This window comes from Chitinolyticbacter meiyuanensis (assembly GCF_008033135.1).
In the GTDB taxonomy this organism is placed as follows: Bacteria; Pseudomonadota; Gammaproteobacteria; order Burkholderiales; family Chitinibacteraceae; genus Chitinolyticbacter; species Chitinolyticbacter meiyuanensis.
This window is the reverse complement of record NZ_CP041335.1, coordinates 1,447,054-1,464,291: the sequence shown is the minus strand read 5'-3', so window position 1 is coordinate 1,464,291 and position 17,238 is coordinate 1,447,054. Positions and strand designations below refer to the sequence as shown.

Here is a 17,238-nt window from a genome sequence, read left to right as displayed (position 1 = left end):
GCAAAGCCGTAAGGCGGCTCATGCTATAGGATCGATCATCAAGCGGGCATAAAAAAGGCGGCCATGCGGCCGCCCTGTGCGCTCAGCGAAAGGCCTACAGCCCCTTCACGGCATAGATCGCCAGCGTGTTACGCCAGTAGCCCTGGTAATCCATGCCGCAGCCGAACAGGAAGCGGTCTTCGACCTTGAGGCCGACGAAATCGGCGCTGACACCCGGTGCCTTGCGGTCATGCTGCTTGTCGACCAACACCGCCACCAGCACTTCCTTGGCGCCCTGGCGCTTGCAGTAGTCGATCACTGCCGCGAGCGTATGTCCCTCGTCGAGGATGTCGTCGATGATGACGATGGTGCGCCCCTTCAGCTCCTCGGTCGGCGCCACCTTCCAGTTGAGCGCGCCGCCGCTGGTCTCATGCCGGTAGCGCGTGGCATGCAGGTACGAGCACTCCAGCGGGAAGCGCAGCTTGGGCAGCAGGTGCCCGGCCACGATCAGGCCGCCGTTCATGATCGTGTAGACGATGGGGTTGCTGCTGGCGACGCGCGCGGTGATGCCGGCCGCCATGCGATCGAGCGCGGCATGCACCTCGGCCTCGCTGTGCAGGCAGTCGGCGTTGTCGATGATGGTGAGGGCTGCGGGCAGTTCCAGCGTCATGCTTGTCGTCCAGTGGGGGCCGGCTCAGTGGCCGGCGAAATTGCAAATCGTATAGAGCGGGATGTGCTTGTCGGCAATCAGCTTCGAGCCGCCGAGCTCCGGCAGATCGACGATGGCCGCGGCCTCGACCACAGTGGCACCCAACCGCTGCAGCAGCTTGGCGGCCGCGATCATGGTCCCGCCAGTGGCAACGAGATCATCGATCAGCAGCACGCGATCGCCCGGCTTGCAGGCATCGGTGTGGATCTCGACCGTTGCCGAGCCATATTCCAGCTCGTATTCCTCGGCCTCGGTCAAGTAGGGCAGCTTGCCCTTCTTGCGGATCGGCACGAAGCCGAGGTTGAGCTCGTAGGCCACCACCGCACCGAGGATGAAGCCACGCGCATCGACGCCGGCGACGAAGTCGAGCTCGAGGTCCATATAGCGATGGACGAAGGTGTCGACCAAAAGGCGGAAGGCCTTCGGGTCCTGCAGCAGCGGGGTGATGTCGCGGAACATCACGCCCGGCTCCGGCCAGTCCGGCACCGTGCGGATGCGGGACTGGATGTAGTCGGCGTAAAGCGGCAGATCGTCGGGCAGCATCGGCATGGTGGGCCTGTTCGGTAGCGTGGCGCTTAGTGGAAGAAGGCGAACTTCACCACCCACAGCGCGGCGATGATCACCACGGCCGGGGTCAGATCACGGAAGCGGCCGGCCAACACCTTGATCAGCACATAGCTGATGAAACCGAACGCGATGCCGTCGGCGATCGAGAAGGTAAAAGGCATGGCGAGTGCAGTCATCACCGCCGGGGCCGATTCGGTGAGGTCGCCCCACTCGATCTCGGCCAAGCCGCGCGCCATCAGCACCGCCACGTAGCATAGCGCGGGCGCAGTGGCGTAGGCCGGCACGGTGGCAGCCAGCGGCGAAAGGAACAGCGCGGCAAGGAACAACAGTGCGACGACGACCGAAGTCAGGCCGGTACGCCCGCCGACCGCAGTGCCGGCGGCCGATTCGATATAGGCGGTGGTCGACGATGTGCCCATCGCGGCGCCGGCCGAGATGGCGATCGAATCGGCCAGCAGCGCTTTCTTCAGCCGCGGCAGCTTGCCATCCTTGTCGAGCAGCCCGGCGCGGTGCGACACCCCCACCAGCGTGCCGGTGGTATCGAACAGGTCGACGAAGAAGAACACGAACACCACGCCCAGCAGGCCCACGTTCAGCGCACCGGCGAGGTCCATCTGCATGAAGGTCGGCGCCAGCGACGGCGGCGCGGAGAACACGCCTTCGAACTTGGAGAGGCCCAACAGCACCGACAGCACGGTCACCGCCAGGATGCCAATGATGATGGAGCCGTGCACGCGGCGGTATTCCAGTGCCACGATCAGGAAGAAACCGAAGATGGCCAGCAGCGTGGTCGGGGCGTGGATGTCGCCCAGCGTCACCAGCGTGGCCTCCGAGCCCTTGATCACGCCGGCGTTCTTCAACGCGATGATGGCGAGGAAGAAACCGACGCCGGCGGAGATGGCGAACTTCAGCGACTGCGGAATCGCGTTGACGATGGCTTCCCGCACCTTGAAGAGGCTGACCGCAAGGAAAATGATGCCGGAGATGAACACCGCCCCCAGCGCCACCTGCCAGCTCACGCCCATGCCCTTCACCACCGAGAAGGTGAAATAGGCATTGAGGCCCATGCCCGGTGCCAGCGCGATCGGGTAGTTGGCCACGAGGCCCATGATGGCAGTGCCCAGCGCCGCTGCCAGGCAGGTGGCAACGAACACGGCGCTGAAATCCATGCCTGTGATGGCCAGGATCGAGGGGTTCACGAAGATGATGTAGGCCATCGTCAGGAACGTGGTGAAACCGGCCAGAACCTCGGTCCTGACGTCGGTGCCATGCTCCTTCAGCTTGAAGAACGATTCCAGCATGCTGGGCTCCCTGAGTGCGACTGTCGATCGGTTAACGATTTGATTTCTTGTAGTTGGGTCTTGCGGTTTATTCGCCACGCTAGACGCCGAAGTTGGCGAGCGCAAGCACGCCAAGCACAGCGAACACCGCTGCCGCGGCAAAGCGGACATAGCGCAGGATGTGCAGCCGGTCGCTGATCCACTTGCCCAGCCATACCGCCGGCACATTGGCGATCATCATGCCCACGGTGGTGCCGACCACGACCATCCAGAGCGGCGAATACTTGATGGCCAGCGCCACGGTGGCAACCTGCGTCTTGTCGCCGATCTCGGCGAGAAAGAAGGCGATGGCGGTGGCGATGAAGGCGCCATAGGGCTTGACCTCGGAATCGCCCTCGTCCATCTCGTCCGGGATACAGGCCCAGGCGGCGATGGCGAGGAAGCCGATGCCGATCACCCAGCGCAGCACGTCGGCATTGACGAAGTGGGCAACCCACTGGCCAACCCAGCCGGCAGCAAAATGATTGAGGATGGTGGCGACGAAGATGCCGGCCACGATGGGCCAGGGGCGGCGGAACCGGGCGGCAAGGATCAGGGCCAGTAGCTGGGTCTTGTCACCGATTTCAGCGAGGGCGACCACACCGGTCGAAACGAGGAAGGCATCCATGCGGGGCATACTCCGGGGGTGGGCAACGTGAGGCCATGCCACACGGCCCACCCAGAGCGTGCGTACATGGTCCTCAGGTCTTGCCTAGCCTCGCAGACTGCGAGGCCGGGTGCGCCATGGGCTGCGGCCCAAGTATGTTGACGCATCCCCCGCGGCGACTGGCGCGCGGGCGGCTACTCCCCCGAAGGGCAAAAGCGGGCAGTGTACCGGCGCTTCCTTACAACGGCAATCGCGGACTTTGCCACTGGTCAGCGCGCCAGTTGTTCGCGCGCATGCTGCAGCACGCCGGCGCAGCCGTCCTCCACCAGGTCGAGCACATGCTCGAAACCTTCCGGCCCGCCGTAGTAGGGATCGGGGACCTCGCGCTCGGCATGCGCGCTGGCAAACTCCAGGAACAAATGGATCTTGTGGCGGAGCTCGGCTGGGCAACGCCGCTGCAGAATGGAGAGATGTCCCTCGTCCATCGCCAGGATCAGGTCGAAATGGCGATAGTCAGCGGCGCTGACTTCGCGTGCGCGCAAGGTGGACAAGTCATAACCACGGCGCTTGGCGTGCGACTGCGCGCGGCGGTCCGGCGCCTCGCCGACGTGGTAGTCGTGCGTGCCCACCGAATCGACCTCGATCTCGCCCGCGAGCCCGGCATCGCGTACCAGCTGGCGCAGCACACCGTCGGCCGTTGGGCTACGGCAGATGTTTCCCGTGCATACCATCAGTACTGCGTAACGCGCCATCGTGGCCTCCACCCATCGCAAAAACCACGATTGTACCTACTCCAGCCAGCGCAGCAGCGTGGCCGGCGGCGAGGTGCAGCAACCACTGCAGCGCTTGGCGCCACAGCGTGCGGCCGGCTGCATCAGTTGTAGGCGCCCCCGCGCAGCCCAGTCCTCTGCCAGTTGCTGCACAGCCGAGGTCTCAACGCCGAAATGCAGCGCCACTTGACCGGTATCGACGGTGCCACGTCCCTGCAGATACTGTTTCAGTTCGAGCAGTCCCATGATCACACCTCCGTGATGCGCGGCCAGCAGCGCGGTACGGCAAGCAAGACAGCGATGCCCAACGCGCAAGCGCCCAATGCCAGCCCGCCCTGCCAGGACCACCAGCCGGCGCGGGCCAGTTGGTAATAGGCACTGGCAACGCCATAGCCGACAGCGAAGGTCCAGCCCGCGGCGAACAGCGCCCAGCGCGTGCCGAGTTCGCCGCGGATCGCCCCCAGGGTGGCGAGGCACGGCGTGTAGAGCAGGATGAGCAGCAGGTAGGCAAATGCGCCAGCCCCGCCATCGAAGCTTGCCCGCATCACCGAGAATGTCGAGACCGAGGCCTCCAGCCCTGCCGCAGCGCTGGCACTGTCGGAGAGATCACCGACATCGAGCCCGAGCGGATCGCCCAGCTTGCCGCCGAGTGCGGCCAGGTTGTCGGGCACCGTCTGCCAGGCCGCCTGCAGCCGCTCGCCCAGGTCGAACCCTTCCTCCGCCGGGGCAGCGGGCGTATAGAGCGCGTTGAGCGTGCCCACCACGGCCTCTTTGGCCAGCACCCCGGTGAACAGGCCGACCGCGGCCTGCCAGTTGTGCTCGGCGATGCCGAGCGGTGCGAAGGCCGGGGCCAGCACCTTGCCAACCGAGGCCAGGGCCGACTGCTCGCTGTCTTCGTGGCCCAGCGAGCCATCGGTGCCCATGCTGTTCAGCAGCGACAGCACCACCACCATGGGCACGATGATGCGCCCGGCGCCGATCACGAAATCGCGCAACCGCTGCATCGCACGGCGGGCGATCACCGTCGGACTGGGCAGGTGATAGCGCGGCAGCTCCATCACCAGCGGCGCCCCGTCGCCCGGCAGCAGGCTGTGGCGCAGCAGCCAGGCCGTCGCCACCGCGCAGGCCATGCCGACGAGATACAGCGCGAACACCACGTTCTGGCCGCTGGCGGGGAAGAAGGCGGCCGCAAACAACGTGTAGACCGGCAAGCGCGCGCCGCAGGACATGAACGGTGCCATCATCGCGGTCAGGATGCGGTCGCGCCGGTTTTCCAGCGTGCGTGTCGCCATGATGGCGGGCACGTTGCAGCCAAAGCCCAACAACAAGGGGACAAAGGCCTTGCCGGGCAGGCCCAACGCACGCATCGCGCGGTCCATCACGAAGGCGGCCCGCGCCATGTAGCCGCTGTCCTCCAGCGCGGACAGGATCAAGTACAGGCTCGCGATCACCGGCACGAAGGTCGCCACCGTCTGTACCCCACTGCCAGCACCGCGCTGCAGCACGATCAACCATTCGGGTATGCCAGCCTGCGCCAGCCAGTGAGCCGGGCCATCGACCAGCAGCGCGGCAAAACCCTGGTCGAACACGTCGATAAAGGCACTGCCGACGTCGATGGTGAACAGGAACATCAAATACATCACGCCGATGAATACCGGTAAACCCAGCCACCGGTTGAGCACGATGCGATCGATGCACTCGGTCAGCGAGTGGGATGCCAGGCCAGAGACCCTGCGCGCGGCGCGGCATGCATCCCCGGCAAAACGATAGCGGGCATCGGCAATCAGGATGTCGGGCTCCAGCCCTTCCGCTGCGGTGATCTGTGCCTGGGCCAAGGCGACTTGCGGCAACAGCCTTGCATGCTGCCGCTCGGCCTCGGCATCGCCCTCGAGCAGGCGTAGCGCAGTCTGAGTTGTCGCAACCCTGCCCGCGTCCATTTCGGCGGCCAGCATCGTGACGGCATGCTCCACCGAAGCCGGCAGATCGAGCGCCACGCCCGGCGCAGCGCCCTGCCCGGCGGCAATGGCCGCCTTCAGCTCGCGTATGCCACGCCGCCGCGCCGCGGAAACGGCGAGCACCGGGCAACCGAGGCGCACCGCCAGTACCTCGGTATCGATCTCGACCCCGGCTGCCTGGGCCACATCGACCATGTTGAGCACCACCAGCACCTTCACGCCCTGCGCCAGCAATTGGGTGGTGAGGTAGAGATTACGTTCGAGGTTGGCGGCATCGACGATATCAACTACCAGATCGGCCGCGCCGCTACGCAGGTAGTCGCGTGCCACGCGCTCGTCCGCCGCACCATCACCGGCTGTGTTCAGCGTGTAGACACCGGGCAGGTCGACCAGCTCGATGCGCGCCATGCCATGCCGCAGCACGCCGCTCTTGCGCTCGACCGTCACCCCCGGCCAGTTGCCGACCTGCTGGTTGCTGCCGGTCAGCACGTTGAACAGGGTAGTCTTGCCGCTATTGGGGTTGCCGATCAGCGCGACCGTGCGCGGGGTGCTCATCGCACCGGCTCCACCAGCAACATCGCTGCCTCGTGCTTGCGCAGGCTCAGCGTGTAGCCGCGCAGGGTCAGCTCGTACGGATCACCGAGTGGCGCCACCCGCACCACGGTGAATACGGTGCCCGGCATCAGCCCCATCGCCAGCAGGCGCTGGCGATAGGCCTTTTGCCCTGCCCCGTAGGCCAGCACGGTACCGCGCTCGCCCGACTGCATCGCCGACAGTTGCATGATCGCCACTCCGTATTGATAGTGGTTCTCATTTTTCATCTTGGCGGGTCGGCGCGTGTTGACACGCATCAAGCCGGGCGCTGTCGACGATGTACAAATGCTGCGGGAGCGAAAGCTGAAAACGACAAAGCCGGCACAAGGCCGGCTTCGTAGTGACACCGGTAGCGAAACCGATGTAAGGGTGGTGGAGCTAAGCGGGATCGAACCGCTGACCTCTTGCATGCCATGCAAGCGCTCTCCCAGCTGAGCTATAGCCCCACAATGCTGGCGTCGATACGACATGGTCGGACCAACGTATTGGCGTCCCCACGGGGATTCGAACCCCGGTTATCGCCGTGAAAGGGCGGTGTCCTAGGCCTCTAGACGATGGGGACTGAGGCGACGCTGCTTCATACGGACAACAACGCGACATGTAGGTGGCGCACCCGGAGCGATTCGAACGCCCGACCCTCTGGTTCGTAGCCAGATACTCTATCCAACTGAGCTACGGGTGCGCAGCAAACTTTACTGGTAGGCCGATATTGCCAAGCCCGAGCCAAGATTAACTTGGCGTCCCCACGGGGATTCGAACCCCGGTTATCGCCGTGAAAGGGCGGTGTCCTAGGCCTCTAGACGATGGGGACGTCTAAAACTTCACTTTCAGAATCAAATCGGTCGCCGAAGCGACCGACTCTGGGATTTTGGTGGAGCTAAGCGGGATCGAACCGCTGACCTCTTGCATGCCATGCAAGCGCTCTCCCAGCTGAGCTATAGCCCCGAAAGAGATGCGCATATTAGACGCCACCGCCCCCTTCGTCAAGCCATTGCAGCAATTTTTTCGCAGCGCGGCTTACCAGGGTGCCCACCAGGCACGATCATCGAGGAAATCGGCCGACAGCACTGTGCTGTTCGGATAGTTCTGGGCCAGCACCCGCTTGGTGTCGTCGCGCAAGTCATTGAGGCCCAGCTTGTCGTAGGCCAGCACCATCATGCCGAGTGCGGGCTCAACCTGTTTAGTGTTGGTATAGGTCTCGATCACATACTTGCCACGATTGGCGGCAGCAAGGTAGGCGCCGCGCTTGTAGTAATACTTGGCGACATGCAGCTCGTAGTTGGCCAGCGCGCCGATCAGGTAACCCATCCGCGCCTCGGCATCGCCTGCATAGCGGCTCTCGGGGAAACGGGTAACCAGTTGCTTGAAGCTTTCGAATGAATCACGCGCCGCCTGCGGATCGCGCTCGGACATGTCCTGCTTGGCCAACCACGACAGGAAACCCTGCGATTCGTTGAAATGGACCAAACCACGCAGGTAGAGCGCATAGTCCATCGACGGATGCGCCGGGTACTGCTTGATGAAGCGATCGATCGACGACAGCGCCAGCAGCGGCTCCTGATCCTTGTAGTGGTTGTACGCCGACTCCAGCATTGCCTGCTGCGCATAGCGGCCGTAGGGATAGCGTGCCTCCAGCTTTTCCAGCAGCTTGTTCGATGCCTCGAAGTTCTTGTCGGCCTGCTCGGCCTTGGCTTGGGCATAGAGCTTTTCGGCCGACCAGCCGCGCGTCTCGTCCTGCTCGGTGGGGGTGGAGGAGCAGCCGACGATCAGGGCGGCAGCAATCGAAGCAGCAAGGAAACGCGGTAGAATCTTGTTCATGATGCATTCCGAAATCGAATCCGACGATTATAACGAGTTCGCCGATACGCGTGTCCTGACCGCGCCGGATGATATTGCCGGTGAACGGCTCGATGCGGCACTCGCCAAGTTGCTGCCGGAGTTCTCCCGCAGCCGGCTTGCCAGCTGGATCAAGGATGGCCGCGTCACCATCGATGGTGAGACCGCCAGTCCCAAGACCAAGCTGTGGGGCGGCGAGAAGCTGCTGGTGGACGCCGAACCGGATCCGGAAACGGTGGCGTTTCAGGCCGAGGATGTGCCGCTCGACATCGTTTACGAGGACGACGCCATCCTGGTGCTGAACAAGCCAGCCGGGCTGGTCGTCCATCCCGGCAGCGGCAACTGGTCCGGCACCGTGCTCAACGGTCTACTCCATCGCTATCCCGAACTGAAGGCAGTGCCGCGCGCCGGCATCGTGCACCGACTGGACAAGGACACCAGTGGCCTGATGGTGGTCGCCCGGACCTTATCCGCACAGAACCATCTGGTGCAGCAGTTGCAAGCCCGCACCGTGAAGCGCCACTACCTCGCGGTCGCGCAGGGGCTGGTCCGTGCCGATGGTACGGTCGATGCGCCGATCGGCCGCCACCCGCGCGAGCGGATCAAGATGGCGGTCACCGGCACCGGCAAGCCTGCCGTCACGCACTATCGGGTGCTGGAACGCTTTTCGGCGCACACGCTGGTCGAGTGTCGGCTGGAAACCGGACGCACTCACCAGATCCGCGTACATATGGCGCATCTCGGCCATCCGCTCGCCGCCGATCCGGTCTACGGCGGCCGTCCCAAGCTGTTCGCTCCCGAAATCATGTTGGCGCTGGAAGGCTTTTCCCGCCAGGCGTTGCACGCCAAGAAGCTGGCACTGGTACACCCGGTCAGCGGCAAGACCATGACCTGGCGCGCGCCGCTACCCGAGGATTTCGAGCTGCTGATCGCAGCACTGCGCGCCGAGCAGGGGCTCGCCGAAGAGGACTGGGACGACGATTGGGACGATGAGGACGACGATGGCATCGAGGTGGTGTATGTCCGCGATTGAAGCCTTGCCAGTACTCGTGCCCGACTGGCCGGCGCCACCACGGGTGCGTGCCCTCGTCACCACGCGCGCCGGTGGCATCAGCAGCGCGCCGTTCGATGCGCTGAACCTCGGCGATCATGTCGGCGATGACCCGGCGCACGTTGCCGAGAACCGGCGTCGCGTCGCGGCGCTGCTGCCGGGAGAGCCACTGTGGCTTACGCAGGTGCACGGCACCCGCGTGGCCGAGGCCGGCGTCGACATAATCGGCGCCGAAGCCGATGCATCTGCCGCACGGGCGCCGGGCGTCGTCTGCGCCATCATGACGGCCGATTGCCTGCCGTTGCTGCTGTGCGATCGCGCCGGCAGCGTGGTCGGTGCCGCACACGCAGGTTGGCGTGGCCTGGCCGATGGCGTGATCGAAGCGACAGTCGCCGCCATGCAATGCCCGACCGGCGAACTGATGGCTTGGCTGGGCCCGGCCATCGGAGCCGATGCGTTCGAGGTCGGTGACGAAGTCCGGGCGACCTTCGTTGCTCACGACGCTACAGCCGCAGCAGCCTTTCGCCCTGGCAAGCAAGCTGGAAAATGGTGGGCCGACATCTACCTGCTCGCCCGCCAACGGCTCGCCCGTCTTGGCATCGAGGCTGTCTACGGCGGGCAGCATTGCACCGTGACCGATGACGCTCGCTTCTTCTCCTACCGCCGGGACGGGCAGACCGGCAGAATGGCTTCGCTGATCTGGCTGCAAACCTAATCGTCAGCCAGTCCTTGTCCAAGTGACGGCTTAGGCGCAGCCATCGCACGGGTTCGGCTCACGCCTCGGCAGCACTTGCATTACGCCACAAAGTTGCATTTGTGGGTATACTGACGGACTTCGTTACCCGCCAATCCGTCGCACGCCATGAGCACCCTGAGCTGGATCATCACCGCAAGCCTGCTGGGCAGCCTGCTGAGCGTAGGCGCTGCCTGCGTCATCGCCTATCTCGCCAAGCCGCACTGGGTGCCCAAGCTCGTCAGCTTCGCCGTCGGTGCGCTGCTCGCTGCGGTATTCCTCGAAATCCTGCCGCACGCCTTCGGCGGACACGAGCACGGCGAGATGCACGGCGCCGCCGCCATCGCGCAGCAAACGCATGTCGATCATCACGACCACGACGCGCACGGTGAGGAAGAACACGAGCACGGCCTAGAGGATGGCGCAGTCAATATCGCCGGCGTATCGGCCACGCTGCTCGCCGGCATCCTGCTGTTCTTCGTGCTGGAAAAGCTGGTGATCTGGCGGCATTGCCACCACCAGCAATGCGAAGCCCATGATGGCCAGACACACGACCAGCACCACCACGGGCATGGCCACGGGCACCACCACGACGAGCACGACCACGGCCGGGCGGGCGCCATGATCATGATCGGCGACACCTTCCACAACTTCCTCGATGGCGCGGTGATCGCCGCCGCCTTCATGGCCGATACCTCCGTCGGCATCGCCACGGCACTGGCCATCATCGCCCACGAGATCCCGCAGGAAGTCGGCGACTTCATCGTGCTGCTGCATTCGGGCTACAGCAAGGCCAAGGCACTGCTGTTCAATGTCGTCTCCTCGCTGGCCGCGCTGGCCGGCGGCCTGCTCGCCTACTTCTCGCTGCAGACGGTGCAGGCGCTGCAGCCCTACATCCTGGCGCTCGGCGCGGCCAGCCTGATCTACGTGGCGATCGCCGACCTGATTCCCGGCCTGCACAAGCGCACCCGGCTCTCGGATACGGTCCAGCAAGTGGCGCTGATCTCCGCTGGCGTACTGCTGATCGCCCTGCCCCACCTCTTTCTGCCGCACTGAGCGACCACCGGGCGGTATGCCTCCAGCCTCGTGGTAAGCTCGGCGGCAGTTCAACATCGCCAGCTGCCATGTACCGTTCCCGACCTGGACTGATCGCCATTGCCCTGCGCAGCCTCGCGCTGCGCGGCAATCCCATCGAGCACTGGCCCGCATCGCTGTTCTGGCTGATCTGGCTGACCGTGTTGTCGCTGGGTGTGGAGATCGGCGCCCAGATCTGGTGGCATGGCTACCCTGGCGAGATCAACGTTTTCGCCTTGCCGGCGGCGCTGATGCCGCTGCTGTGGCTGCTGCTGGTCGGCCAGTTGTTCGGCCCCAGCGAACAGCGCTGGGCGCAACGCGTGCCAGTGATGTGGCTGGCCCTGTCACTGCTGCTGGTACCAATACTGATCGGTGGCTATGAGCTGCTGCGCCAGCCCTGGTGGGACGGTCGCCCAGCCCAGCTGTGGCGCTATCGGCTGTCGTGGGCATTGTTGCTACTGCCATTCTGCTGGTTGGGCCTCGCGCTGCTGCGCCAGCTGTGGCCAAGCGGGCGGCTACGGGCACTGGTCGCCACGCTGGTCACGATCGGCGGACTGCTTGGCTTTCAGCTCTACTACCCCGACTCGCAACTGTGGCTGGCCGATACGCCGGACACTCAGGACATCGCCGAGCCGGTCGATTTGGCCCCGCCACTGCCGGAGACCGCGCTATTCTTCCGGCAACCCGAATTGCTGCGCCAGGCGCTGGATCGGCTGAGTCCGGAGACCCCTGGCGTCGCCGACGTCTACACCATCACCGTGGCCGGCTACGGCGGGCAATCGGTGTTCCTGCGCGAGGCTGAAGCTGCACGCCAGCGCTTTGCCGATCCGCGCGGCGGGCACGACGTGCTGCTCGCCAACGCAGCCACCAGTGCCGACCGCCTGCCGATGGCCAGCCGCGACACGCTGGCCGCCGCGATCCGCGAAGTAGGCGAGGTGATGAACCCCGACGAGGATCTATTGGTGCTCTACCTCACAAGCCATGGTGGCAGCGATCACGCGTTCAGCCTGTCCTATCCCGATCTCGAGCTCGCACCGATCACGCCGCAATGGCTGGCCGATACGCTGAAGGCCGCCGGCATCCGCTGGAAGCTGGTCGCTGTTTCCGCGTGTTATTCCGGGGGTTACCTCAAGCCGCTGTCCAGCCCCTACAGCGCCGTGGTCACCGCGGCCGATGCCACCCATACGTCGTTCGGCTGCTCGGATGACGAGGAGTACACCTATTTCGGCCGTGCCTTCGTCGTCGATGCATTGGGCAAGGAAAGCCGGCTGCAGCCCGCCTTCAATGCGGCCAAGGCCGCCATTCTCAAGCGCGAAACGGCCGAGGAGTACGAGCACTCGAATCCGCAGCTCTTCATCGGGACCGAGTTCGCGCGTCGATTTACCAGCCTGCCGGTGCAACGCGGCCCGATCGCCGAAACGCGCTAGTCGACACCGTCAGCGGCATCGTCGGGCCGGGCGGGCGTTGCGCCTTCCTCGGCCTGCTTGCGGGCTCGGGTCAGCTGGCCCTGGCGCTTGAGCCAGAACAGCAGCCAGCTCGGCAGCACGCCGAGGAAGAAAAACAGCAGCCCGCCCTTGATCACGTCGCCGGTGCCGGCAGCAAACATGACGATGACGTAGAGATATCCGATCAGGATGATGTACATGGCACGCGGCACTGGAACGACAAGGTCGGCCAGTATACCGGTGGGGTCATCACTGCGACGACACCACCGTCCCGGCCATCAGCCCCATCATCTGGGCAATCCGCTCCACGAGCCCAGCCAGCATCAGCTCGATGTGCGGCACCAGGAACGGCAGCATCAGATAGAGCGTGGCCACGCCGATGACCAGCATCAGCGGAAAACCAACCGCGAACACATTGAGCTGCGGCGCCGCGCGCGTCATCACGCCGATGGCGAGGTTGGTGATCAGCAGCGAGCCGATCACCGGTAGCGACAGCAACACACCCATGCGGAAGATCGCAGCGCCTTGCTCCGCCAGCAGTCGAAAACCCTCCGCGCCGATCGGTCCAGCGGCAATCGGTAGCTGGCCGAAGCTATCCACCAGCACCTTGATCATCACCAGATGCCCACCCAGCGCGAGGAACACCAGGATGTTGAGCAGGCTGAACAACTGCCCCACCACCGGCGTGTTGGCCGAGATCTGCGGATCGTAGAACATGGCGAAGCCCATGCCCATCTGCAGGCCGGCGATATTGCCGGCCATCTCGATCGCGGTAAACACCAGGCGCACCGCGAAGCCGATGGCGACACCGACCAGCAACTGGTTGACCGCAATCAGGATGCCCTGGGCCGACACCACGGGAAAAGTCGGCATAGGCGGCAACAGCGGCGCCACCAGTACCGCCAGGAACAGGCACAGCGGCACGCGCACCTGCACGCCGATGGAACGGCTGGAATAAAATGGGTCGGCTAGCATGAAGCCGAGAATGCGCAGGAACGGCCACCATAGCAGGGCCAGCCACAGGTCGATTTGCGCCTGGGTGACAGTCAGCACGGCAGCACTAGCCGATCATCTGCGGGATGCTTTCATACAGCCGCATGGTGAAGTCGACCATGATCTGCACCATCCACGATCCGGCGAACACGAACACCAGGAAGGCGATCAGCAGCTTGGGAATGAACGACAGCGTCGCCTCGTTGATCTGCGTCGCGGCCTGGAACACGCTGACAATCAGGCCGGTCACGAGGATGGCCAGCAGGATGGGCCCAGCCACCAGCACCATGATCTCCATGCCGCGCTGCACCAGCGATACCACGGTTTCCGGTGTCATCGACCTTCCCCTATCCGACGTAGAAGCTCTGCACCAGTGATCCCAGTAGCAGCGTCCAGCCATCGACCAGCACGAACAGCATCAACTTGAATGGCAAAGAGATCATCACCGGCGACACCATCATCATCCCCATCGCCATCAGGATGCTGGCAACGACGAAATCGATGATCAGGAACGGGATGAACACCATGAAGCCGATCTGGAACGCGGTCTTCAGCTCGCTGGTGACAAAAGCCGGCACCAGTACCTTGAAGCCCACATCCTCCGGCCCTTTGGGCTGGGCTGTACCGGAAAGCTCGATGAAGAACGCCAGGTCCTTCTGCCGCGTCTGCTTCAGCATGAAGTCCTTGAGCGGCACCGAGCCCTTCTCCACCGCCTGCATGAAGGTGAGCTGCTGCTCGCCGTACGGCTTGTACGCCTCGTTGTAGATGCGGTCGAGTACCGGCGACATCACGAACAGCGTGAGGAACAGCGACAGGCCGACGATCACCTGGTTGGGCGGCGCCTGCATGGTGCCGAGCGCCTGGCGCAGCAGCGACAGCACGATGACGATGCGGGTGAACGCCGTCATCATCAGCAACATGGCTGGCAGGAACGTGAGCGCCGTCAGGAACAGCAGCGTCTCGATGGTCAGACTGTAGGCCGTGCCGCCGGCAGCACCCTGGGTCGCCGTCATGAACGGCACGCCGGGTTCGGCCGCCACGGCAGGCAGCGCAGCAAGGGCAACCGCCAGCCAAGGCAACCACTTACGCATTCGGCTTGCCCCGCTTCATCAGCGCCGCCAGCTTCTCGGCGAACACCGGCATCGCCGGTTGCGGCGCCGGCGGTGCATCGGCCGGCCGCGGCAGAGTATGCAGCAGGTTGACGTTCTCGCCGGTCACGCCGACCACCAGCCAGGTCGATTCAACCTCGACGATGACCACCCGCTCCTTGGCGCCAACCATCACGCCGGACACCACGCGCAGACGTCCGCCAGCCGCCATGGGTAGCAGCGAGAAGCGGCGCATCAGCAAGGCTGCGGCCACGATCAGCGCGATGACAAACAACAGGGCGAGCAGCGTCTGACCAAACTGGGCGATACCTGGGCCAGGCATCTCGGCCGCAGCCGCACGGACATAGAACGGCAAGGCCGCGAGCCATGCGGCATGGCGTGGGAACATGGTTACTTGTGCAGGCGGCGAATCCGTTCCGCCGGGGTGATGATGTCGGTGAGGCGGATGCCGAACTTGTCGTTCACCACCACCACCTCGCCCTGGGCGATCAGGCAGCCGTTGACCAGCACATCCATCGGCTCGCCGGCCAAGCCGTCGAGCTCGACCACCGAGCCTTGCGCCAGCTGCAGCAGGCTGCGGATGGCGATCTTGGTACGTCCCAGCTCCACGGTCAGGGTGACCGGGATATCCAGGATCATGTCGATGTTGTTGGGGCCGCCGCTGCCGGGCATCTGCGCATCGAAGCGCTCGAAGATATCGGCCGGCTGGACGTTCGCCGTAGGCGTGGGAGCGGCGGTGGCTTCTTCCTCGGCCTGTTCGGCCAGCGCCGCCGCCCAGTCGTCCATCACGTCGCCATCTTGCTGCGGCGTGTCGTCAGCCATTTCGCTCTCCCTGCTTCTCATCGTCGGCGCCGAGGCCGCCTTCCGGCGAGCTCAACACCTTGTTCACGCGCAACGCGTATTGGCCGTTGAGAATACCATACTTGCATTCGAGCACCGGCACACCGTCGACCTCGGCGACGATGGCTTGCGGGATCTCCAGCGAGATCACATCGCCCGACTTGAGATTGACGATGTCACCCAGCGTGATCTTGGCATTGCCCAGCGTCGCCACGAGATCGACCTCCGCGTTCTGCACCTGTTTCTGCAACAGCTTGAGCCAGCGATTGTCCGCCTCGATCCGGTCCGCCTGCATCGAGCTGTAGAGGATGTCGCGGATGGGTTCGATCATCGAGTACGGGAAACAGACGTGGAAATCCCCGCCGCCGGCGCCCAACTCGATCTTGAAGGTATACGACACTACCACCTCGGTCGGCGTGGCGATGTTGGCGAACTGCGTATTCATTTCCGAGCGCACATAGCCGAACTCGCACTCGAACACCGGCTTCCAGGCCTTCTGGTATTCCTCGAACACCACCTCAAGCAAGCGCTGGATGATGCGCTGCTCGGTCGGTGTGAAGTCCCGACCTTCCACACGCACGTGGTAGCGGCCATCCGAGCCGAACAGGTTGTCCACCACCAGGAACACGAAATCCGGGTCGAAGATGAACAGCCCGGTGCCGCGCAACGGCTTCATGTGGATCAGGTTGAGGTTGGTGGGCACCACCAGATTGCGGATGAACTCGCTGTACTTCTGCACCTTGACCGGACCAACGCTAATCTCGGCATTGCGGCGCATGAAGTTGAACAGCGCGATGCGCAAGTAACGGGCGAAACGCTCATTGATGATTTCCAGCGTGGGCATGCGCCCACGCACGATGCGCTCCTGACGACCGATGTCGTAGGCGCGCACGGACGAGGCGTCGAGTTGCTCGTCGCCCTGATCCTCCTCGCCGGTCACACCGCGCAGTAGCGCGTCGACCTCTTCCTGGGAAAGGATATCGTCCGCCATGATTGCCGCTTGCAGGTTACCTTAGCGCGTTATCGGCCTATTGCATGATAAATGTAGTGAAATTGACCGAGAGCACGCCCTCGTCCTTGTCGTGCACGTCCAGAAGACCGTTCACCATGCCGCGAATGTCGCCGGCGAGCTTGTCGGTGCCGGCCACGGTGCGCAACTCTGCCGGGGCTCTGCCACGGATCAGCTTGATCGTCTCGGCCTGAATCTTGGGCATGATGTTCTTCAGTTGGGTCTGCGTCTCGGCATCGGCCACTTCCAGCACGATCTCGGTCTGCACCACCGCATCCTCTTCCTCACTGCTGAGGTTGGCGGTGATGGTCTGCAGTTTTTCGTAGACGGGCGGGGTATCGTGCTCGGCGTCCTTCTTTTTCTTCTCTTTCTTCTGGTGGCCGCCTTCAGCCTCGGATTGCGACGCTGCCTGCTCGCCGCCTTCGGCGGGCGCTGGCGAGCGCAGCAACAGGAAGGCAACGACGCCAAGCGCCACCACCAGCACCAGCACCACGACAGCGACGATGATGACGATCATCAACGTCTTCTTGCCCTTGCCACCCGCGGGCTCCACGACTTTCGCCTCTGCCATTCTCACCTCTTCCGCTACTGGAATCGGGCCGCAAACCAAGGGCCGTTCCGGGTTCTCCACTCGCGTGGTTTATAACC

21 protein-coding genes, 5 tRNA genes and 1 riboswitch are annotated in these 17,238 nt (G+C 64.1%); of the genes, 4 read left to right on the top strand and 22 right to left on the bottom strand.

Going from position 1 to position 17,238, the window contains the following annotated elements; translation table 11 throughout:
* Positions 1 to 94: 94 nt before the first annotated feature.
* The 14 genes from FLM21_RS07040 to FLM21_RS06975 form a co-directional block, all read right to left on the bottom strand.
* Positions 95 to 649 carry a hypoxanthine-guanine phosphoribosyltransferase gene (locus tag FLM21_RS07040; RefSeq protein ID WP_148714888.1) on the bottom strand — a complete coding sequence of 185 codons (555 nt, stop codon included), beginning with the start codon at positions 647 to 649 and terminating at the stop codon, positions 95 to 97.
* Positions 650 to 673: 24 nt separating this feature from the next.
* Positions 674 to 1,231 (bottom strand): adenine phosphoribosyltransferase, encoded by a 558-nt coding sequence (locus tag FLM21_RS07035; protein ID WP_222846790.1) that lies wholly within the window; start codon positions 1,229 to 1,231, stop codon positions 674 to 676.
* Between the two features lie 32 nt (positions 1,232 to 1,263).
* Positions 1,264 to 2,556: an NCS2 family permease gene (locus FLM21_RS07030; RefSeq protein WP_148714886.1), complete on the bottom strand. Its 1,293-nt coding sequence runs from the start codon at positions 2,554 to 2,556 to the stop codon at positions 1,264 to 1,266.
* A gap of 79 nt (positions 2,557 to 2,635) precedes the next feature.
* Positions 2,636 to 3,202, bottom strand: a complete 567-nt coding sequence (locus tag FLM21_RS07025) for a TMEM165/GDT1 family protein (RefSeq protein ID WP_148717474.1) — start codon at positions 3,200 to 3,202, stop codon at positions 2,636 to 2,638.
* Between the two features lie 85 nt (positions 3,203 to 3,287).
* A riboswitch (yybP-ykoY riboswitch) is annotated at positions 3,288 to 3,390 on the bottom strand.
* Between the two features lie 60 nt (positions 3,391 to 3,450).
* Positions 3,451 to 3,933, bottom strand: coding sequence for a low molecular weight protein-tyrosine-phosphatase (locus tag FLM21_RS07020; protein ID WP_187360123.1), 483 nt, complete (start codon positions 3,931 to 3,933; stop codon positions 3,451 to 3,453).
* 36 nt (positions 3,934 to 3,969) lie between these two features.
* Entirely contained in the window at positions 3,970 to 4,197 is a 228-nt protein-coding gene (locus FLM21_RS07015) for a FeoC-like transcriptional regulator (protein ID WP_148714885.1), read from the bottom strand.
* Between the two features lie 2 nt (positions 4,198 to 4,199).
* Positions 4,200 to 6,461: a Fe(2+) transporter permease subunit FeoB gene (gene feoB, locus FLM21_RS07010; RefSeq protein ID WP_148714884.1), complete on the bottom strand. Its 2,262-nt coding sequence runs from the start codon at positions 6,459 to 6,461 to the stop codon at positions 4,200 to 4,202.
* A complete protein-coding gene (locus FLM21_RS20780) occupies positions 6,458 to 6,727 on the bottom strand; it encodes a FeoA family protein (RefSeq protein WP_187360122.1) in 270 nt (89 codons plus the stop codon). Before FLM21_RS20780 ends, feoB begins: the two co-directional genes overlap by 4 nt.
* A 143-nt stretch (positions 6,728 to 6,870) precedes the next feature.
* Positions 6,871 to 6,946 (bottom strand) — tRNA-Ala (locus FLM21_RS07000).
* Between the two features lie 40 nt (positions 6,947 to 6,986).
* A tRNA-Glu gene (locus FLM21_RS06995) sits at positions 6,987 to 7,062 on the bottom strand.
* A gap of 43 nt (positions 7,063 to 7,105) precedes the next feature.
* Positions 7,106 to 7,182, bottom strand: a tRNA-Arg gene (locus FLM21_RS06990).
* 53 nt (positions 7,183 to 7,235) lie between these two features.
* A tRNA-Glu gene (locus tag FLM21_RS06985) sits at positions 7,236 to 7,311 on the bottom strand.
* 58 nt (positions 7,312 to 7,369) lie between these two features.
* Positions 7,370 to 7,445: transfer RNA gene (locus FLM21_RS06980), tRNA-Ala, on the bottom strand.
* Between the two features lie 72 nt (positions 7,446 to 7,517).
* Complete coding sequence (locus tag FLM21_RS06975; protein WP_148714883.1) at positions 7,518 to 8,318, bottom strand: outer membrane protein assembly factor BamD; 801 nt, start codon at positions 8,316 to 8,318, stop codon at positions 7,518 to 7,520.
* Here FLM21_RS06975 and rluD point away from each other — a divergent pair.
* The 4 genes from rluD to FLM21_RS06955 all read left to right on the top strand — a co-directional run bounded on the left by rluD (position 8,317) and on the right by FLM21_RS06955 (position 12,621).
* Complete coding sequence (rluD, locus tag FLM21_RS06970) at positions 8,317 to 9,369, top strand: 23S rRNA pseudouridine(1911/1915/1917) synthase RluD (RefSeq protein ID WP_148714882.1); 1,053 nt, start codon at positions 8,317 to 8,319, stop codon at positions 9,367 to 9,369. The two genes, FLM21_RS06975 and rluD, sit on opposite strands and share 2 nt — an antisense overlap.
* Entirely contained in the window at positions 9,356 to 10,102 is a 747-nt protein-coding gene (pgeF, locus tag FLM21_RS06965) for a peptidoglycan editing factor PgeF (RefSeq protein WP_148714881.1), read from the top strand. Before rluD ends, pgeF begins: the two co-directional genes overlap by 14 nt.
* A 147-nt stretch (positions 10,103 to 10,249) precedes the next feature.
* A complete protein-coding gene (locus FLM21_RS06960; protein WP_187360121.1) occupies positions 10,250 to 11,176 on the top strand; it encodes a ZIP family metal transporter in 927 nt (308 codons plus the stop codon).
* 68 nt (positions 11,177 to 11,244) lie between these two features.
* Positions 11,245 to 12,621: a C13 family peptidase gene (locus FLM21_RS06955; RefSeq protein WP_148714880.1), complete on the top strand. Its 1,377-nt coding sequence runs from the start codon at positions 11,245 to 11,247 to the stop codon at positions 12,619 to 12,621.
* Here FLM21_RS06955 and FLM21_RS06950 read toward each other — a convergent pair.
* From FLM21_RS06950 to FLM21_RS06915, 8 genes are read right to left on the bottom strand one after another with little or no spacing between them, the layout of a single operon-like run.
* The gene (locus FLM21_RS06950) at positions 12,618 to 12,839 is read right to left on the bottom strand and encodes a hypothetical protein (protein ID WP_148714879.1); all 222 of its coding nucleotides are present in this window, start codon (positions 12,837 to 12,839) and stop codon (positions 12,618 to 12,620) included. The two genes, FLM21_RS06955 and FLM21_RS06950, sit on opposite strands and share 4 nt — an antisense overlap.
* Positions 12,840 to 12,888: 49 nt before the next feature.
* Positions 12,889 to 13,692 carry a flagellar biosynthetic protein FliR gene (gene fliR, locus FLM21_RS06945; protein ID WP_148714878.1) on the bottom strand — a complete coding sequence of 268 codons (804 nt, stop codon included), beginning with the start codon at positions 13,690 to 13,692 and terminating at the stop codon, positions 12,889 to 12,891.
* 7 nt (positions 13,693 to 13,699) lie between these two features.
* Entirely contained in the window at positions 13,700 to 13,969 is a 270-nt protein-coding gene (gene fliQ / locus FLM21_RS06940) for a flagellar biosynthesis protein FliQ (protein WP_148714877.1), read from the bottom strand.
* Between the two features lie 10 nt (positions 13,970 to 13,979).
* Positions 13,980 to 14,723, bottom strand: coding sequence for a flagellar type III secretion system pore protein FliP (fliP, locus tag FLM21_RS06935; RefSeq protein WP_148714876.1), 744 nt, complete (start codon positions 14,721 to 14,723; stop codon positions 13,980 to 13,982).
* Complete coding sequence (gene fliO / locus FLM21_RS06930; protein WP_222846789.1) at positions 14,716 to 15,129, bottom strand: flagellar biosynthetic protein FliO; 414 nt, start codon at positions 15,127 to 15,129, stop codon at positions 14,716 to 14,718. The genes fliP and fliO overlap by 8 nt, the downstream gene beginning before the upstream one ends.
* A gap of 2 nt (positions 15,130 to 15,131) precedes the next feature.
* Positions 15,132 to 15,563: a flagellar motor switch protein FliN gene (gene fliN, locus FLM21_RS06925; protein WP_148714875.1), complete on the bottom strand. Its 432-nt coding sequence runs from the start codon at positions 15,561 to 15,563 to the stop codon at positions 15,132 to 15,134.
* On the bottom strand, positions 15,556 to 16,572 hold the full coding sequence (fliM, locus tag FLM21_RS06920) for a flagellar motor switch protein FliM (protein WP_148714874.1): 1,017 nt from the start codon (positions 16,570 to 16,572) through the stop codon (positions 15,556 to 15,558). The genes fliN and fliM overlap by 8 nt, the downstream gene beginning before the upstream one ends.
* A gap of 37 nt (positions 16,573 to 16,609) precedes the next feature.
* Positions 16,610 to 17,161, bottom strand: a complete 552-nt coding sequence (locus tag FLM21_RS06915; protein ID WP_148714873.1) for a flagellar basal body-associated FliL family protein — start codon at positions 17,159 to 17,161, stop codon at positions 16,610 to 16,612.
* Between the last annotated feature and the right edge of the window lie 77 nt (positions 17,162 to 17,238).

What these genes read in the sequence shown, in the direction of transcription:
- FLM21_RS07040 (WP_148714888.1), bottom strand. Translation starts at nt 649, where the DNA reads ATGACGCTGGAACTGCCCGCAGCCCTCACCATCATCGACAACGCCGAC.
- FLM21_RS07035 (WP_222846790.1), bottom strand. Translation starts at nt 1,231, where the DNA reads ATGCTGCCCGACGATCTGCCGCTTTACGCCGACTACATCCAGTCCCGC.
- FLM21_RS07030 (WP_148714886.1), bottom strand. Translation starts at nt 2,556, where the DNA reads ATGCTGGAATCGTTCTTCAAGCTGAAGGAGCATGGCACCGACGTCAGG.
- FLM21_RS07025 (WP_148717474.1), bottom strand. Translation starts at nt 3,202, where the DNA reads ATGGATGCCTTCCTCGTTTCGACCGGTGTGGTCGCCCTCGCTGAAATC.
- FLM21_RS07020 (WP_187360123.1), bottom strand. Translation starts at nt 3,933, where the DNA reads ATGGCGCGTTACGCAGTACTGATGGTATGCACGGGAAACATCTGCCGT.
- FLM21_RS07015 (WP_148714885.1), bottom strand. Translation starts at nt 4,197, where the DNA reads ATGGGACTGCTCGAACTGAAACAGTATCTGCAGGGACGTGGCACCGTC.
- feoB (WP_148714884.1), bottom strand. Translation starts at nt 6,461, where the DNA reads ATGAGCACCCCGCGCACGGTCGCGCTGATCGGCAACCCCAATAGCGGC.
- FLM21_RS20780 (WP_187360122.1), bottom strand. Translation starts at nt 6,727, where the DNA reads ATGAAAAATGAGAACCACTATCAATACGGAGTGGCGATCATGCAACTG.
- rluD (WP_148714882.1), top strand. Translation starts at nt 8,317, where the DNA reads ATGATGCATTCCGAAATCGAATCCGACGATTATAACGAGTTCGCCGAT.
- FLM21_RS06975 (WP_148714883.1), bottom strand. Translation starts at nt 8,318, where the DNA reads ATGAACAAGATTCTACCGCGTTTCCTTGCTGCTTCGATTGCTGCCGCC.
- pgeF (WP_148714881.1), top strand. Translation starts at nt 9,356, where the DNA reads ATGTCCGCGATTGAAGCCTTGCCAGTACTCGTGCCCGACTGGCCGGCG.
- FLM21_RS06960 (WP_187360121.1), top strand. Translation starts at nt 10,250, where the DNA reads ATGAGCACCCTGAGCTGGATCATCACCGCAAGCCTGCTGGGCAGCCTG.
- FLM21_RS06955 (WP_148714880.1), top strand. Translation starts at nt 11,245, where the DNA reads ATGTACCGTTCCCGACCTGGACTGATCGCCATTGCCCTGCGCAGCCTC.
- FLM21_RS06950 (WP_148714879.1), bottom strand. Translation starts at nt 12,839, where the DNA reads ATGTACATCATCCTGATCGGATATCTCTACGTCATCGTCATGTTTGCT.
- fliQ (WP_148714877.1), bottom strand. Translation starts at nt 13,969, where the DNA reads ATGACACCGGAAACCGTGGTATCGCTGGTGCAGCGCGGCATGGAGATC.
- fliP (WP_148714876.1), bottom strand. Translation starts at nt 14,723, where the DNA reads ATGCGTAAGTGGTTGCCTTGGCTGGCGGTTGCCCTTGCTGCGCTGCCT.
- fliO (WP_222846789.1), bottom strand. Translation starts at nt 15,129, where the DNA reads ATGTTCCCACGCCATGCCGCATGGCTCGCGGCCTTGCCGTTCTATGTC.
- fliN (WP_148714875.1), bottom strand. Translation starts at nt 15,563, where the DNA reads ATGGCTGACGACACGCCGCAGCAAGATGGCGACGTGATGGACGACTGG.
- fliM (WP_148714874.1), bottom strand. Translation starts at nt 16,572, where the DNA reads ATGGCGGACGATATCCTTTCCCAGGAAGAGGTCGACGCGCTACTGCGC.
- FLM21_RS06915 (WP_148714873.1), bottom strand. Translation starts at nt 17,161, where the DNA reads ATGGCAGAGGCGAAAGTCGTGGAGCCCGCGGGTGGCAAGGGCAAGAAG.